Annotated in this window: 14 protein-coding genes; 1 reads left to right on the forward strand and 13 read right to left on the reverse strand. The window is 55.6% G+C overall.

Translation table 11 applies throughout. From position 1 onward, the window contains the following. Window positions 1–20 precede the first annotated feature (20 nt). The 8 genes from thrC to rplS all read right to left on the reverse strand — a co-directional run bounded on the left by thrC (window position 21) and on the right by rplS (window position 6041). Window positions 21–1517: a threonine synthase gene (gene thrC, locus ACSAMM_RS05565; protein WP_178725533.1), complete on the reverse strand. Its 1497-nt coding sequence runs from the start codon at window positions 1515–1517 to the stop codon at window positions 21–23. 47 nt (window positions 1518–1564) lie between these two features. After that, entirely contained in the window at window positions 1565–2506 is a 942-nt protein-coding gene (locus ACSAMM_RS05570) for a dipeptidase (protein ID WP_457790338.1), read from the reverse strand. Window positions 2507–2519: 13 nt separating this feature from the next. Next, window positions 2520–2906, reverse strand: a complete 387-nt coding sequence (locus ACSAMM_RS05575; protein ID WP_178725530.1) for a YraN family protein — start codon at window positions 2904–2906, stop codon at window positions 2520–2522. Window positions 2907–2911: 5 nt separating this feature from the next. Further along, window positions 2912–3550 (reverse strand): ribonuclease HII, encoded by a 639-nt coding sequence (locus tag ACSAMM_RS05580; protein ID WP_457790340.1) that lies wholly within the window; start codon window positions 3548–3550, stop codon window positions 2912–2914. Beyond that, window positions 3547–4407: a ribosome biogenesis GTPase YlqF gene (ylqF, locus tag ACSAMM_RS05585; protein WP_457790342.1), complete on the reverse strand. Its 861-nt coding sequence runs from the start codon at window positions 4405–4407 to the stop codon at window positions 3547–3549. Before ylqF ends, ACSAMM_RS05580 begins: the two co-directional genes overlap by 4 nt. A gap of 10 nt (window positions 4408–4417) precedes the next feature. Next, window positions 4418–4990, reverse strand: coding sequence for a signal peptidase I (lepB, locus tag ACSAMM_RS05590; protein ID WP_178725524.1), 573 nt, complete (start codon window positions 4988–4990; stop codon window positions 4418–4420). 33 nt (window positions 4991–5023) lie between these two features. Further along, the gene (lepB, locus tag ACSAMM_RS05595; RefSeq protein WP_457790344.1) at window positions 5024–5578 is read right to left on the reverse strand and encodes a signal peptidase I; all 555 of its coding nucleotides are present in this window, start codon (window positions 5576–5578) and stop codon (window positions 5024–5026) included. A 118-nt stretch (window positions 5579–5696) separates the two neighbouring features. Beyond that, window positions 5697–6041, reverse strand: coding sequence for a 50S ribosomal protein L19 (rplS, locus tag ACSAMM_RS05600; RefSeq protein WP_178725520.1), 345 nt, complete (start codon window positions 6039–6041; stop codon window positions 5697–5699). Window positions 6042–6375: 334 nt separating this feature from the next. On the opposite strand from rplS, the gene ACSAMM_RS05605 reads away from it, so the two are divergent. Next, complete coding sequence (locus ACSAMM_RS05605) at window positions 6376–7302, forward strand: DDE-type integrase/transposase/recombinase (protein WP_457790346.1); 927 nt, start codon at window positions 6376–6378, stop codon at window positions 7300–7302. Between the two features lie 36 nt (window positions 7303–7338). Here ACSAMM_RS05605 and ACSAMM_RS05610 read toward each other — a convergent pair whose 3' ends face one another. The 5 genes from ACSAMM_RS05610 to ACSAMM_RS05630 all read right to left on the reverse strand — a co-directional run bounded on the left by ACSAMM_RS05610 (window position 7339) and on the right by ACSAMM_RS05630 (window position 15353). Further along, window positions 7339–7980, reverse strand: coding sequence for a TIGR03936 family radical SAM-associated protein (locus ACSAMM_RS05610; protein ID WP_457790348.1), 642 nt, complete (start codon window positions 7978–7980; stop codon window positions 7339–7341). After that, a complete protein-coding gene (locus tag ACSAMM_RS05615; protein WP_457790350.1) occupies window positions 7967–9808 on the reverse strand; it encodes a TIGR03960 family B12-binding radical SAM protein in 1842 nt (613 codons plus the stop codon). Before ACSAMM_RS05615 ends, ACSAMM_RS05610 begins: the two co-directional genes overlap by 14 nt. 98 nt (window positions 9809–9906) lie before the next feature. Next, a complete protein-coding gene (locus ACSAMM_RS05620) occupies window positions 9907–10341 on the reverse strand; it encodes a rhodanese-like domain-containing protein (protein WP_457790352.1) in 435 nt (144 codons plus the stop codon). A 3-nt stretch (window positions 10342–10344) separates the two neighbouring features. Then, a complete protein-coding gene (locus ACSAMM_RS05625; protein WP_457790353.1) occupies window positions 10345–14985 on the reverse strand; it encodes a PAS domain-containing hybrid sensor histidine kinase/response regulator in 4641 nt (1546 codons plus the stop codon). A 2-nt stretch (window positions 14986–14987) separates the two neighbouring features. Further along, window positions 14988–15353 (reverse strand): Hpt domain-containing protein, encoded by a 366-nt coding sequence (locus tag ACSAMM_RS05630; protein ID WP_178721693.1) that lies wholly within the window; start codon window positions 15351–15353, stop codon window positions 14988–14990. Window positions 15354–15378: the final 25 nt, after the last annotated feature.

The following is a 15378-nucleotide window of genomic DNA, read 5'->3' on the forward strand; positions in this document are numbered from 1 at the left end:
CGGTTTTGCCGGCGGCGTTTTTACTGGATACCCAGCAGGCGGTAAACAACCGCCGGCATTTCCTCGCGGGAGCAAACCTCGGTGAATCGCGGCGTTTTCCCGCGCAGGCCCGCCAGCGGAGGCGGCACCTCGCAGCCGGTCAGCCGTTCGAGCGCCTCGACCTTGTCGAACTCGTCCATAGCGGCGGCGCCGCCGTGCAGGGCGTCCAGGACGCTGGCGGAGAATTTATACGGATTGGCGGTGGAAGCGATAACCGTGGGGGTCGTATCCCCCGTTTCCCGCCGGTATTCGTTGTAAACATGGACAGCCACCGCCGTATGGGTATCGCAGAGATAACCGTGCTTTTGATAGGTTTCGGCAATGGCGGCCGCTGTCCCCTCGTCGTCGCACCAGCCGGCGGCGAACAAATCCTGGATGCGGGCGCCGATGGCCTCCGGTACGGTATACCGGCCGGTTTCTTTCAGAGAACCCATCAGCCGCCGGATTTCTGCGTCGTCACGGCCGGCCAAATCGTAAAGGAGACGCTCCAGGTTGGAGGAAATCAAGATATCCATGGACGGGGACGTAGTGGCATGGAATTCCCGATTGCGATCGTACGTGCCGGTACGGATGAAATCCGTGAGTACCCGGTTGCGGTTGGAGGCGCATATCAGCTTAGCGATAGGCAGTCCCATCTTCTTCGCGTAATACGCGGCCAGGATGTTGCCGAAATTGCCGGTGGGCACCACGACGTTGATCGCCTGTCCCATAGCAACCTCTCCACTGGCCAGCAAATCGCAGTAGGCCGATACATAATACACGATTTGCGGCACCAGGCGGCCCCAGTTGATGGAATTGGCGCTGGAGAACATCATGCCGTGCCGGGCCAACTCGTCCCCCACAGCTTTATCGGTGAAGATGGCCTTCACCCCGTTCTGCGCGTCATCGAAATTGCCGCGGATGGCGCAGACGCCCACGTTGTTTCCTTCCTGGGTCGTCATTTGCAGCTTCTGCATGGGGCTGACACCGTCCACCGGGTAAAAAACCAGAATTTTCGTATGCGCGGCATCCCGGAAGCCTTCCAGAGCCGCCTTACCCGTATCGCCGGAGGTGGCGACCAAAATGACGATTTCCTGCCCCTGAGCCGTCTTGCCGACAGAAACCCTCATGAGATGCGGCAGAATCTGCAGGGCCATATCCTTGAAGGCGCAGGTGGGGCCGTGCCACAGTTCCAGCACGTGCACACCGTCCTCCAGTTTGTGAAGCGGAGCCACGGCGGGCGACCGGAATTTTCCGCCGGTATAAGCCGCTGTGCAGCACTCCTCCAGTTCCTCCTTAGTGAAATCCGTCAGGAATTTCGAAAGGATAAACGCGGCGCGCTCCACGTAGGGCTTTTTTACCAGGCCCGCCAAATCGCTCTGGGAGAGGGACGGGAGCTCCCGGGGAACAAACAGCCCTCCCTCGGAGGAGATCCCCTGCGCAATCGCTTGGGCGGACGGCACCTCCACCTGGCTGTTCCGGGTGCTGTTATACATCATTTTACGGACCATTCCTTTCCGGTCAAGACAGTTTCTTTTCCTTTATATTAATCTATTTTCCCGCCGCTTGTCAAAGCGTTCCGGAAGAATTCGAAGGCATTTCGGTAAAATAAGCGTTCTAGACAGTCTTCCGCATAGCCTTTTTGCAAAAAATAGGCATATAGCCGTTCCATAACGGCCACCCCCTGCCAATCCTCCGGCACATCCGTCCCATCAAAATCGCAGCCGAATGCCACCACCCGTTCCCCCCCCAAGGAGAGATAGTGATAAAAATGCCGTTCGAGCTGCTCAAAGGTCTGCGCGCCGAGCTGGGAGGCGCAGACGTTCAATCCCACTAGGCCGCCCGCCTGCCGGATAGCGGCAAACTGCTCGTCTTTCAGATTGCGGGCATGGGGATATATCGACGCTGAAACGGAATGGCTGGCGATAAAGGGGCCTTTTGCCGTCTGCGCCACGTCCCAGAAGCCTCGTTCGTTCAAATGGGACACGTCGGGCAGGATGCCGGCAGATTCCATGCGGCGCACCGCTTCCTTTCCGAAGGCCGTCAGCCCCTCCTCGCAGCCGGAAGCACAGCCGTGTCCCAGCTCATTGGAGCCGTTCCATGTCAAGGTAATAATTTTAACGTCGCGATCCCGCAGCTTTTCAATAGACTCCAGCCGGCCGGCCAGCATGGCGCCTCCCTCCACGGAGAATATCGCCTGGCAAACCGGCGCGGCGGGCGTCTCTTCCAAATCCCCGCCCTTTTGAATCAAGCGCATCGCGTCGGCGTTGGCCTCAATCTGCCGGTGGCCGTAGTCCAACAGGGCGCAGCAGGTATCCAAGGCTGCTTCTCCCCCTAGCGTATCCGGAAGCCATACGGCAAACACTTGAGCCCACGCGTCAAACCGCAGGCCCCGTCGTAAATCCACATGGTGCCTGTTTTCCTTCAGGCCATCCCGCTTTTGGAAGCATTCGTACAAGGTATCGCAATGCATGTCAAACAGGCGCAAGAAAATCCCTCCTTCAAAACGCATGTTGGAGGTCGCCGGCTTCATAGGCCCCCTGAATATGATCGATCTCCAGCACCTTCATCGGGTCATCTGCCGCCGTCAGGACTTCCACCACATCAAAACGGGGCTGCAAGGGGGTGGGATGCTGCTGGAGAAAACGGGCCGCGGTACGCAGAATCCGCCGCTGCTTTTCCTTGGTAACCGCTTCTCTGGGGGCATAGATAGCCGCATCGTTTCGGGTTTTCACCTCCACGAAGGCAATATATTGCTTATCGGCGGCGATTATGTCTATTTCCCCCAACCGTGTACGGTAATTTGCCGTCAAGATATCGTATCCCCGCTCCCGCAAAAAGCGGGCGGCCAGTACTTCACCAGCCGCCCCTTTGGATACCGCCGCCATATTCGTTATCCTCCGTTTTCAGCCAGCAGTTTCTTAAGGAAGCTGCGCCGGTGAACCGGCGAAGGCCCGTTCTCCAGGATGAGCTGCATATGTAGAGCCGTTCCATATCCCTTGTGCTTCGCAAACTGGTAAGCCGGATACGTCTTATCCAATTCCAGCATATACCGATCTCGGCTCACCTTCGCCAAAATGGAGGCGGCGGCTATCGAGGCCGACAAGGCGTCCCCCTTGACAACAGAACGTCCGGGTATCTCCAACCCCGGCGGCACCATGTTGCCGTCGATCAACGCCAGCTCCGGTGACACAGACAGGCCCTGAACCGCCCGCTTCATCGCCAAAAAAGTGGCTTGCAGAATGTTGAGGGATTCGATTTCCTCCACCGAGGCGCTGGCTATCGAATAAGCGGACGCCTCCTTAAGAATGACATCAAAGAGCGCTTCCCGCTTCTTTTCGGTCAACTTCTTGGAATCGTTAATCCCGTCGATAACGGCGTCCGGCCGGAGAATTACCGCCGCCGCGAACACCGGGCCGGCCAGCGGCCCACGTCCGGCTTCGTCCACGCCGCAAACAACGGCATAGCCTTCGGAACGGACGGCTTCGTCAAATTCGTAGTTGGTCATGGTACCCTCTTTTCTCGCGGTCATTCGGACCGTTCCAGCGTGATCCGGCCCAGCTTGCCGCCACGGAATTCATCTAGAACCGTAATCGCCGCCCGTTCGGTGTGAACCTCGCCGCCGGAAACCAGCATGCCCCGTTTGCGGCCGATAGCGTTCAACAGTTCCCAGCCGTCCTCCGGCATATCCGCCGCAAGTTTATACCGCTCCGCCAGAAGCGGACGGTAGTCCCGACCCAAAATGGTCAGCAGGCCGCAGGCCAGCTCTTCCACATCCAGGATTTGATCGCGAATGGCCCCCGTATACGCCAGGTGACGCGCCACCTGCTGATCGTCGAATTTGGGCCAGAGTACGCCGGGGGTGTCCAGCAGCTGCACGCCGGACTCCAGCACGAACCACTGGTTACCCCGGGTAACGCCGGGACGATCCTCCACCTTGGCCTTGCCGCCCTTTGCCAGGCGGTTGATCAAGCTGGACTTGCCGACATTGGGGATCCCCATAACCATAGCGCGGATAGGACGTCCTCCCATCCCTTTGGCCTCCCAAGCGGCAATCCGCTCCGCCAGAAGCCCGCGCAGCAGCGGTGTGAATTCCTTCAACCCCTTACCGCTTTTGCAGTCCGCCGCCATGGCTGCCGCTCCCTGCCGGCGAAAATGCGTCAGCCACAGGCGGTTGGCGGTATCATCGGCCATATCCGCTTTGTTGAGCACCACCAGGCGCGGCTTCCCCGCTGTCAGCGCATCCAGCTCCGGGTTGCGGCTGCTGTTCGGTATTCTCGCGTCCAGCACTTCCACCACCGCGTCGATCAGCGGCAGACATTCCTGGATTTTGCGCCGGGTTTTCGTCATGTGACCGGGGAACCATTGTATCGTCTGTCCTTGTTCCATCTCGCGCCGCTTATCCTCCGTAATTGTATAAACCGCCGATATGGCTGAACGGCCATAGGCGGAATACCGCTTTCCCCATTAAGTCTTTCTCACTGACGCAGCTAATATCCCTTTTCCGGCTGTCATGGGAATTCAGCCGGTTGTCTCCCATAACAAAAACGTAGCCCTCGGGAATGGTAATCGGCCCCTGAAACTCCATGGGATCCGTTCTCTGGAAATCGTCAAGATAAGGTTCATCCAACACCTTGCCGTTGAGAAGGACCTCCCCGGTTTGGGCATCGATGTCCAGGGTGTCGTTTCCTTTGGCGATGACCCGTTTGACCAGCGGCTCCTGCGTATACCGGTTGATAACCACGATGTCGCCCCGTTCCGGCGTGTAGTTCAGGCGGGTCAAAATCAGGCGATCGTGATCCATCAGCGTCGTTTGCATGGATTCCCCGTCCACCCCAACAATACGGAACAAAAAGGTAAAGACCAGCACCACGCAGACCAGGGCGAAGATAGCCGCTTCCACCCATTCGTATACGGCGACGGTCCGTTCGTTTTCCGTGTCTTCCACCAGCACGTTATTGGATTCGTCCATGTTTCAAACCTCACAATCTGCTTCTATGGTTCTTTATTCCAGGCCGCCGACTTTATTCAGCGGCCAGATACGGAAAATCGCCTTGCCGGCGATATCCTTCACATTGATAAGGCCCACCTCGTCCATGCGACTGTCCTTCGACGCGTTGCGGTGATCGCCCATGACGAACACATATCCCTCCGGTATCGTTATCGGGCCGCGGAAATCCTCGAGCACGGTGTCATAGTGCACATACGGCTCGTCCAGCTCTTCCCCGTTTAACAGGACGATATGCGTGTCCGGATCGATTTGCAGCTCGTCGCCGCCCATGGCAATGACGCGTTTGATAAGCGGCTCCTCCGCATAGCGGTTGATCACCACGATATCGCCGTGCTTCGGTGTGTAAAAAGCGCTCGCCAGAATCAGGCGGTCTTTATGCATCAGGGTATCCATCATGGACTTGCCGTCCACACCGACGATGCGGAAGAAAAACGTGAACACCACGACGACACAAATCAGGGAAAACACCGCCGCCTCCACCCAGTCATACAGCGCCGACACATATACGCGGGTATTGGGCTTGGCTTTGGATATATGCAGCGAGAACATTGGAACGTCCCCTCTCCCGGACAAACATGCAACTATTGCATTATTATAGCACAGCTTTCCGCCTAAATAAAGCAAAAAAGGGACGATACGTCCCTTTTTTGCATAACATTTTCGTGGATTATTTCAGGCGCTCTTTGACCTTCGCGGATTTGCCGACGCGATCGCGCAGGTAGTACAGCTTGCTGCGGCGTACTTTGCCGTAACGAACCACCTTCACGTCCGCCACATTGGGGGAGTGCAGCGGGAAGACTCTCTCCACACCCACGCCATAAGAGACGCGGCGCACGGTAAAGGTTTCGGCCACGCCGCTGCCGCGCTTGGCAATGACGGTGCCCTCGAAGGCCTGGATTCTTTCGCGATCGCCCTCGCGGATTTTCACATCCACCCGGACGGTATCGCCGATACCGAACTGGGGAGCATTCTCCTTAAGGCTGCCGTTGGCAATGGTTTTGAGTGCGTCCATTTTTCATTTCCTCCTTGATATTCAGACATTCTTACCCGGAAGGCAGAGGACTGTCCGCTCTAATGTCCGGCTTTCGCTTGGCATTAATCCCCGGTAAGAAGCCCGTCAGGAGAAGAGCCTCTTACGGAACAGGTATTAGCGCAATGCGCCGATAACTGCAATATTTTACCACGGTTTCAGAAAGAATGCAAGGGGTTTTCGCTTTTTCCCAATAAAATCTTGTAGAGGTACAATACATCTTGGACAGTTGAATAAAAAAGGATGAAGGATAGGGCCACATCGGTTATAGTTGAGTTGCGACACAAAACTTACCGAGAAAGGAGCCATATCCTTCATGAGCAAAAGTATAACACAGGACATGGCATATCGGCAATCCCTGATGAAGTACGCGGAAAAATACGGCGTCAGCCGTGCCAGCCGGAAGTATAACAAAAGCCGGTCGTACATCTACTTCTGGAAAGCACGCTGGGATGGGACCGTTGGCTCTTTGGACTGTCAGTCCAGACGCCCCTACAGCCATCCAAATCAGCATACTGAAGCAGAACTCAAACTGATCCGGGATATGCGCCGCCGGAATCCTACCCTAGGTATGGTGGAACTGTGGCATAGGTTGCACCAGCGGGGTTATACACGCCGTCCGGAGAGTTTGTTCCGGGTCATGCGAAAGCTGGGGATGTTCCCTGCTTCTAAGAAGAAGAAACCATACAAGCCCAAACCCTATGAGCAGATGACCTATCCCGGACAGCGGATCCAGGTGGATGTGAAAGTAGTTCCCCGCCATTGTATTACCGATCCGGAACTGCGTCTGTACCAGTATACTGCCATTGACGAGTTCACTCGCCTGCGATTCCTCGCCGCCTACCCAGAGCAGTCCACCTATTCCTCCGCTGACTTCCTCAAAAGGCTGGTCAAGTGGTATTCCCGCCGGGGTATTCAGGTGGAATGCATCCAGACCGACAACGGCTTTGAGTTTACCAACCGCTTTTCCAACAGCAAACGGGATATCCAAACCCTTTTTGAGAATACTGCCGCTGAGTTGGGCATCCAGCATAAACTAATCCGCCCTTATACTCCCAGACATAATGGCAAGGTAGAGCGCAGCCACAGAGAAGACCAGAAACGCTTTTATTCTCTCCACTCTTTCTTCTCCCTGGCTGATTTTGAAAAACAACTTGCTGCTCATAATCGCCGCTCCAACGATTTACCGATGAGACCTCTCGCCTGGCTTTCTCCTATCGAATTCCTTGTCCAACATGTTTGACAATCCTACATTTTCGCTTTTTCCCAATAAAATCTTTTAGAAAAACACATCCCCGCTTTTTCCATACAGCTCCAGGCGCGTTACCTGAAAGCGGATAGCCTCCCGGCCGGTCAACTGCCGCAGAGCGGTTGCTAGCAGCGCGGGGTTTATTGTGTTATCGCTGCTGCAGGGCAAGACCGTTTCCATGACGCAGCCGTCCTCCGCTTCCCTCAAGCTTACATCGGCCAGAGCCGGCTTGATATCCACGGTCTTCATGGTTTTCTTTTTGGTGCGCTTCTCTACGAGGATCTCATCCTGCTCCAGAAGCCGGCGAACCTCCTCCGGCAAACAGGAAAACGTCAAACGATAACGAGCGGCCGCCAGCTCCCCCGGCTTCATACGCGCCTCGTTAGCCTCCAGGACGGTCAGCCCTTCCGGCATCACGGCGTTCAGCCGGGAGACCAGCTCTTCCATGGGCATGTCCTCCTCCAGCCGGAAATCCATGCATTCCCGCAGCCCCTCATATCCCAGGGACAGCGGCGCGGCAAAGGTCACGTAAGGGTGGCGATTAAAGCCTTCGGTATACCACAGCGGAATTTCCGCCCGACGCAGCGCCCGAATCATGGCGCGATTCAAATCCAGATGAGAAATATATTTTGCCCGTCCGGTTTTGGAAAAGCGGATTCTAACGGTTTTCAACACAGACGCCTCCCTTCCAGCAGGCGGCGCCGCAGCCGGAACAGGCTTGCCGGCAGTTGGGCGTCGTGACGCTCTGGCGGGCCTTCTCGCTCTCCTTCTTCAGGAAAGCCTTGGTAACGCCGTAATCCAGATGATCCCAGGGAAGAATCTCCTCATAGGAGCGGCGGCGATTGGCATAAAAGGCCGGCTCTACCCCCAAATCGGCGAACACCTGCATCCAGGTGGCGAAATCAAAATGCTCCGACCAAGAGTCCAGATGACAGCCCCGGCGGTAAGCTTCTTCAATGACTGCACATAAGCGGCGATCCCCCCGGGCGAATACCGCTTCCAGAAAGCTGGTTTCCGCTTCATGCCAGCTCAGCGAAATCTTCTTGGTGGTCACCGAGGCGACCAGATGCTTCTGCTTGGCGCGCAGCTCTTCCATCGTATCCTGCGGTTCCCACTGGAAAGGCGTAAACGGCTTGGGCACAAAACAACTGGCGCTGATGGAGACGGTCACGCCTTTCCCCTTCGGCTTGTCCGGGTTGGCGTAGTACAGATTGACTATCTGCTGCCCGAGCCGGGCAATTCCCTCGATGTCCTCCAGAGTTTCCGTGGGCAGCCCCATCATAAAGTACAGCTTAACCGCCGTCCAGCCTCCGGCAAAAGCCTTGCGGGACGTCTCCAGGATTTCCTCCTCGGTCACATTTTTATTGATGGCGTCCCGCAGGCGCTGAGTTCCCGCCTCCGGCGCGAACGTCAGGCCGCTGCGGCGCAGAACATTCAGCTGATTGGCCAGCTCCTCGGAAAAGCCGTCCACCCGCAGGGAGGGCAGCGAGATATTGGTATGCTCCTTCTCCGCCCAGTCCAGCAGGCGGGGAAGCAGCTCCTCCAGGCGGGAATAGTCGCTGGTGGACAGGGAGGACAGGGAAAATTCCTCATAGCCGGTGGAGGCGCACAGCGCCCGGCTTTGGGCGTCGATGACCTCGGGAGATTTTTCACGGACCGGCCGATAAATAAAGCCAGCCTGGCAGAAACGGCAGCCGCGGATGCAGCCGCGAAAAATCTCGCTCATGGCCCGATCGTGCACAATATCCAGAAAAGGCACGACAAAATATTCCGGGAAGTACATGGCGTCCATATCGGCGATGATCCGCTTGCGCACCCGGGAGGGCGCTCCGTCCAGCGGCCGCACAGCCTCGATGGTACCGTCCGCCCGGTAGCTCACCTCGTACAACGAAGGGACGTATACCCCCTCGATTTGCGCGGCATCGCGTAAAAATGCCGCCTTATGAAAGCCCGCAGCCTTATGCCGGCGGTAGAGGGCCATCAGCTCCAGGTTGACCTCTTCGCCCTCTCCTAAAGTGAACAGGTCAAAAAAATCCACCAGCGGCTCCGGATTGCAGGCGCAGGGGCCGCCGCCGATAACCAGCGGGCAATCGTCTCCCCTATCCGCCGCCCGCAGGGGCAGCCCCGCTAAATCGAGCATATGCAGGATCGTGGTAAAACTCAATTCATACTGCAGCGTAAAACCGATAAAGTCAAAATCAGCGATAGGCTCCCGGCTCTCCAGGCCAAAAAGCGCCACGCCGTTTTCCCTCATCTGCTGCTCCATATCCGTATCCGGCGCGAACACCCGCTCGCACCAGATATCCTCCTGCGCATTCAGCAAACCGTACAGCAGCTTCATACCAAGATGGGACATGCCCACCTCATACAAATCCGGAAAGGCAAAGGCGAACCGGATAGCCACGGCGTTTTTATCTTTTACCACACTGTTCAGTTCTCCGCCGGTATATCTGCCAGGCTTTTGTACCTGCATAAATATGTTTTCGAGCTCTGAATTCATCCGATTGTCTCCCATCCTACTGCTTGATTGGCTTCGAGTTCTCTATTATACCGGAAAACTTCCCGGAATGCAAACCTCGATCGAAAGGGGCAAAACCATCACGGCGTTTGAAATTCTCCGCTCTCCGTTTCAAAAGGCCAGCCCACAATGCCTCCGAAATCATATACCTGCTGATAGCCGAGCGAAACCAGCGTTTCGGAGGCCTGGCGGCTTCGCACCCCGGTGCGGCAATAGACAAGGAGCACGGCGTCTTTTACCGGCAGACGCTTTGCCGCTTGTTCCTTCAGCGTTTCATTTGTTACGAGAATGGCGCCTGGAATATGATTCTCTTCGTATTCCTCCGCCCGCCGCACATCCACGATGGTTACGCCGCCGGCATCCATCCGGTCTTTCGCCTCTTCGGGAGTGATTTTGTGATAAGCCGCGGACGAGATATGGACGGACACTTCGCCGCTGGACGTCACAGGCCGCGCCGTGCATCCGCTGAACAGTCCGACGACCATACAGAGAGCCGCCGCCCATTGCCATTTCATGGTTCACTCTCCCTTTCTGTCCAGTACGGTATACAGAGTGTTCTGCAGCACGTCCACATCTATAGGCTTTGCCACATGGGCGGTCATGCCGACGTCCAGGGAGGCCTGAACATCCTCAGCAAACGCGTTGGCTGTCATGGCAATAATGGGAATGTCTGCCGCGTCGTCTCGGTCCATTTTTCGAATGACCTTGGTCGCCTCATAGCCGTTCATTACCGGCATTTGGATATCCATCAGAATCGCATCAAAGGTCTGGGACGGAGCCGCCTGAAATGTCCGGACCGCTTGTCTGCCATCGGGTCTGACGATGGATTCGGCTCCCAGCATGCTTAACAATTCCGTAAGGATTTCCGCGTTGATGGCGTTATCCTCCACCACAAGAAACCGACGGCCGGCCAAGCCCTGCTTGCGTGCCGCTCCAAACGATTCCGCCATCGCTTCCGGATGGATCCTCTCCTTTGCCTGTGATATTTCGCATTCCAGTTCCACGCGGAAAATGGTGCCCCGGTTTACCTGGCTTTCCACAGAAATATCGCCTTCCATTAAGTCTACAAGCCCCTTGGTGATGCTGAGGCCAAGGCCGGTCCCCTCGACCCGCGTGACGCTGGAATTGCGGGCAAACGGATCGAACAGGTGCGCGATAAACCCCTCCGACATACCGATCCCCGTATCGCTGACGGTGAACCGAAAGCGGGCGGCGGTCACTTTTTTCGGCTCCAGTTCCTCAATGAGGAAATCCACACGGCCGCCTTCCGGCGTAAACTTGATGGCGTTGCTGAGAATATTGATGAAAATTTGATTGATGCGCAGCGGATCGCCCAAAACATATGGGTGCCGCAGCTGTTCGACCTGCACCGAAAAATTCAAGCCGGCCTCTTTGGCCTGAGGCGTCATCATGACCGATAGCTGATTCAGCAGTTCGGGAATCGCTATAGGAATCTGGTTCAAAAGGATTTTGGACTGTTCAATTTTGCTCATGTCCAGGACGTCATTGATAAGACTGAGCAGATGTTTGGAGGAAACAGAGATTTTCTGCAGGCAGTCCGCGATTCGCTCCTTGTCGTCCAAATGCGCGACGGCCAGCATCGTCATGCCGATAATAGCGTTCATCGGGGTGCGAATATCGTGGCTCATGGCGGACAGAAAATCGCTCTTCGCGCGGTTCGCTTTCTTGGCCTCCATAAGCGCATGCTCCAACGAGCGTTTTGCGTTTCTCTCAGCCGTCAGCATATCGGTGACATCCGCCTGCACCAAGCAGACCGTCCGGTGGTTTTCGTCTCCCCACAGCACATTGATTTGTTTATACCGCATCCCTTTATCCGACCGATAAGGAAAAACGAAGTCGTACCCTGCCGGCTGCTCCGCCAGCCTCTGAAGCATCGTTTCCAAGCGAAACTGTTTTTGCACCTCTTCCCTGTCCGCCTCCACGCCGTAGCGCATAGAAAAGCTTTTAACCTCCTCGCCATAATGTTCCATCAAATACGGCGATAGATTTTCCAGCACCGTACGCCTGGTATACAGGGTAAAGCGATCGCTGCCGACATGAATAAATCCCGCCAGTTCAAACGTATAGGCGATCATATTCAGCAGTCCCTGCTGCTCGCGTACGGAATCCGTAATATCGATGCGCACCAGACAAACCCGTCCAATCCGCAGATCCACTTCGGAAACCGTCATATTCTTGGTGCGGATATCCCCCTGCTCATCCACCATGGAAAAAGAAAACGTATAGGACCCTTTTTCCTTCAGTCTGCGCTTGATTTCACACGGCTCCAAAGCGCGGGCATACCGTTCCCTATCCTTCGGCACCAAGGAAGACTGCAGCATGCCGGCCATGTGCTCGGAATGCTTGCCCTGAGAAGCGGGCACACAGTTCGCTTTTTTATTGCAGGTTAAAATCGTATAGGTATCCTGCTCCAGATTCAAATCGATGACAAAATCGTAGTTGGTAACAGACAATTGGTGCAGGATCCGATCGGAAATGGTCTGCTCTGTCACATCCGTGACGGTGAGAATACCCGTGATATCCCCGGTGTCGGGAGTCTCTACAAGGATGACCTTGAACTGCACATACCGTCCTTTTTCCTCCTGCGGCAGTTTTATAAAGCACGTGAGGATCTGTTCCGTGTCCTTCCTCGCGAACGCCGCCAAAGCCGGCTCATTGAGATACATGTTCAAAAAGGTCTGCCGTTCCGCCTCGTCCACAATCAAGCCAGCAATCCCTTGAAAAAACTCCTGCCGTGCGAGCCCGAAGGTATCCAGAAGGGCAGAATGGGTGTAATCGATAATTTCGTAAATCCGGTTCTGCGTCACATTGCAGTGCCCGACGATCAAAGCGTTAGGGCCCGGCTTGCGATAATGCTGCAAAATCAGATCGTTATACTGCTGGCGGATCCGTTCTTGCTCCTCCCGCTCCTTGGTCATGTCATGATAGGCCGCATATACCCGGCCATCGCCGCCCTCATTCTGTATCATGGTCAAGGTGTTTTTGACCCAGATATACCCATCGTCGCCCTTGCGCAGGCGATACACAATCTCGCAATGATTTTCGCCGCTGGCGATGTAAGCCGCCATTTGCTCATTCACTGCGGCACAGTCGTCCGGATGCACGCCCGCCATGGCGTCCTTTTTATAGATACGCCACGCTTCCTCCAGCGTCACCCCGGTCATCTGCGCGAAACCGTCCGACAGGAACTCCGGAATCAGGCTCCCGTCTTTTTCATAGCGAACCACGGCGACTCCGCCGGGCAGATTTTTCACAATCGTTTGGAAATACTGCTCCAGCCGCTCCTTCTCTTTTCGGGTGTTGACCTCTTCCGTCGTATCCCGAACATATTTGACATATGCTGGAATACCGTTCCATTCGGTCTCCCGGAAGCGCGTGACATAGAACCGATCCGTTTTGGCGACCGGCATTTTGTGCTCCGTTCCATCCGGCAGCTGACTATTCAGGGTGCAAAACGAGCAGGGAGCGGTTTTGCCGTGCAGCGCGGCGTAGCATTTCTGCCCAACTCTGTCGCCACCGTGCAGAAAAAGGTCCTTGGATTCGTTCACATAAAGCAAATCGTAATTCTGCTTATCGATGACATAGATGCCGTCCGCCGTCTCGTTGGCGATGCTTTGGAAGAGCCGGGTTTCGGAAGACATACCGGTAAACACTGCGTAAAACCGCATGGAGTCGGACAATGGCCCCATCCGTCTGCCATTGAGATGAATCCAAATCAAATGCCCGTCTTTATGCCGCATCCGATAGGAAACATCCAGCACATCGCCGTTCGTCAGCACCGCCTGAATGACCGCGAACACCCGCTTCCTATCTGGCTCATAAATCAGTTCGAACGCATCGCCGCGCACTACCTCTTCATACTCCTGCCGGGTATAGCCGGAAAGCGCTACCACGCCGTCCGAATAGTACGTGGGAAGGAAACGCTTCCCCTCGATCCGATAGCTGGCGATCCCACCGGGAATAGAATTCACCAGATGATCCATCTCCAGCTGAGCTTCCTTGCTGTCGGTGATATTGTGAAACACGCAGTGCAGCAACGGGCAGCCCTCATCCTCCCCGACCCATTTCATCTGCACCCGCACCCACACGATATGTCCATCCCGATGCTGCTTGCGAAACTCAAATTTCGCGATACCGTGACTCTGTATTACCTCCGCGGCCTTCGAGAGCACTATGGCGGCGTCCTCAACATATATCATCTCCGCCGCGTCTTGCTGAATCAGCTGCTGGTATTCCTCCGATGTGTAGCCCGTCAGCTGAGCCACGCCATCCGAAAAATAGGTGGTCTCAAAAATATCCGAAACCTTGTAAATCGCCACGCCCCCGGGGATGGCGTTAACGATATCCTGCATCTTTTCATTGGCGTCGATTAGTTCGCGTTCCAGACGCATCCGTTCACTGACGTCGCTGTACACACCATATAGCAGCTTGCTGCCGTCGTCCTGCGCCTTAACGGACCCCTCTAGATGGATCCAGCAAAATGCGGCACGCCGATCGTTCCATATCCGATAGGTCTGATCCACCAGCGCGCCGCTGCGGACTGCTTCCACGATACCGATCCGCAGGCGTTCAACCTCATCCGGATGAACACCCAAAAAAGTGGTTTCCCGTTCGATGGAACGAATGTGTTCATCGGAATATCCCATGATCTCATAAAATGCCGGATTATGAAACACCGGCGTAATCTGTTCGCCATTGAACCGGTAGACGCTTAATCCACACGGAATGCTGCTGAAGGTCGCCTGCAGTTCTTCCCGGAGGGTTTCGCTTCGCTCCTGCTCCCGCTTCTTTTCCGTCACGTCCAAACCGTATTCGATATGCGCCGGCCTGCCATCCCAATCGATAATTTTCCCACTGAGCTGGTAGACGCGTCGATGAACGGGATGATAAAACTCCCGAACCAGCAACTCGGCGTCCGACATACTGCTCATGCGACAAAATGGACAGGGCTTCTCATATCCCGCCGCCTGGTAACATGTGGTGCCGGGAATGCCTGCGCCCCTGCAAAGTGTTTTTCTGGCCAATCGGTTCGCATACAGCAATTCCCAGGATTCTAACGCGCTGACATAAACCGCCACCGGCGCGTTATCCAGAACGGCCGTCATCTGAGCTACAGAGAGGGGATTGCTCTGCGCCATAGCTATTCTCCTTCCCGCAGCTTCTTCCGAAGTGCCTCCGCTCTTTGGAATTCGGACTCAACCCTTTGATACAGAGCGGCATAATCGTCGCGGCATTCTCTGGAACGCAGCGGCTCCACGATTACGCAAACCGCCTCGTACAGCGGCGTCAACCCCATATTGCCCACAACGCCCTTGAGCGTATGAGCCGCCTCGAACGCAGCCGTATAGTCTCTATTCGCCAGCGCCGCCCCCAGCTTCTGCATATTTTCGTCCTGAAACAGCATATCCAAAAGCTGAAGATACATGGCTTCATTGCCCATGAAGCGCGCCATGGTCGTATCGTAGTCCGCGCCGTAAGCTTCAAAAACATCCCGAAATGTCGGCATGATCACTCAAGCCTCTTTCCATTAA

Source organism: Anaeromassilibacillus sp. SJQ-5 (assembly GCF_054108045.1).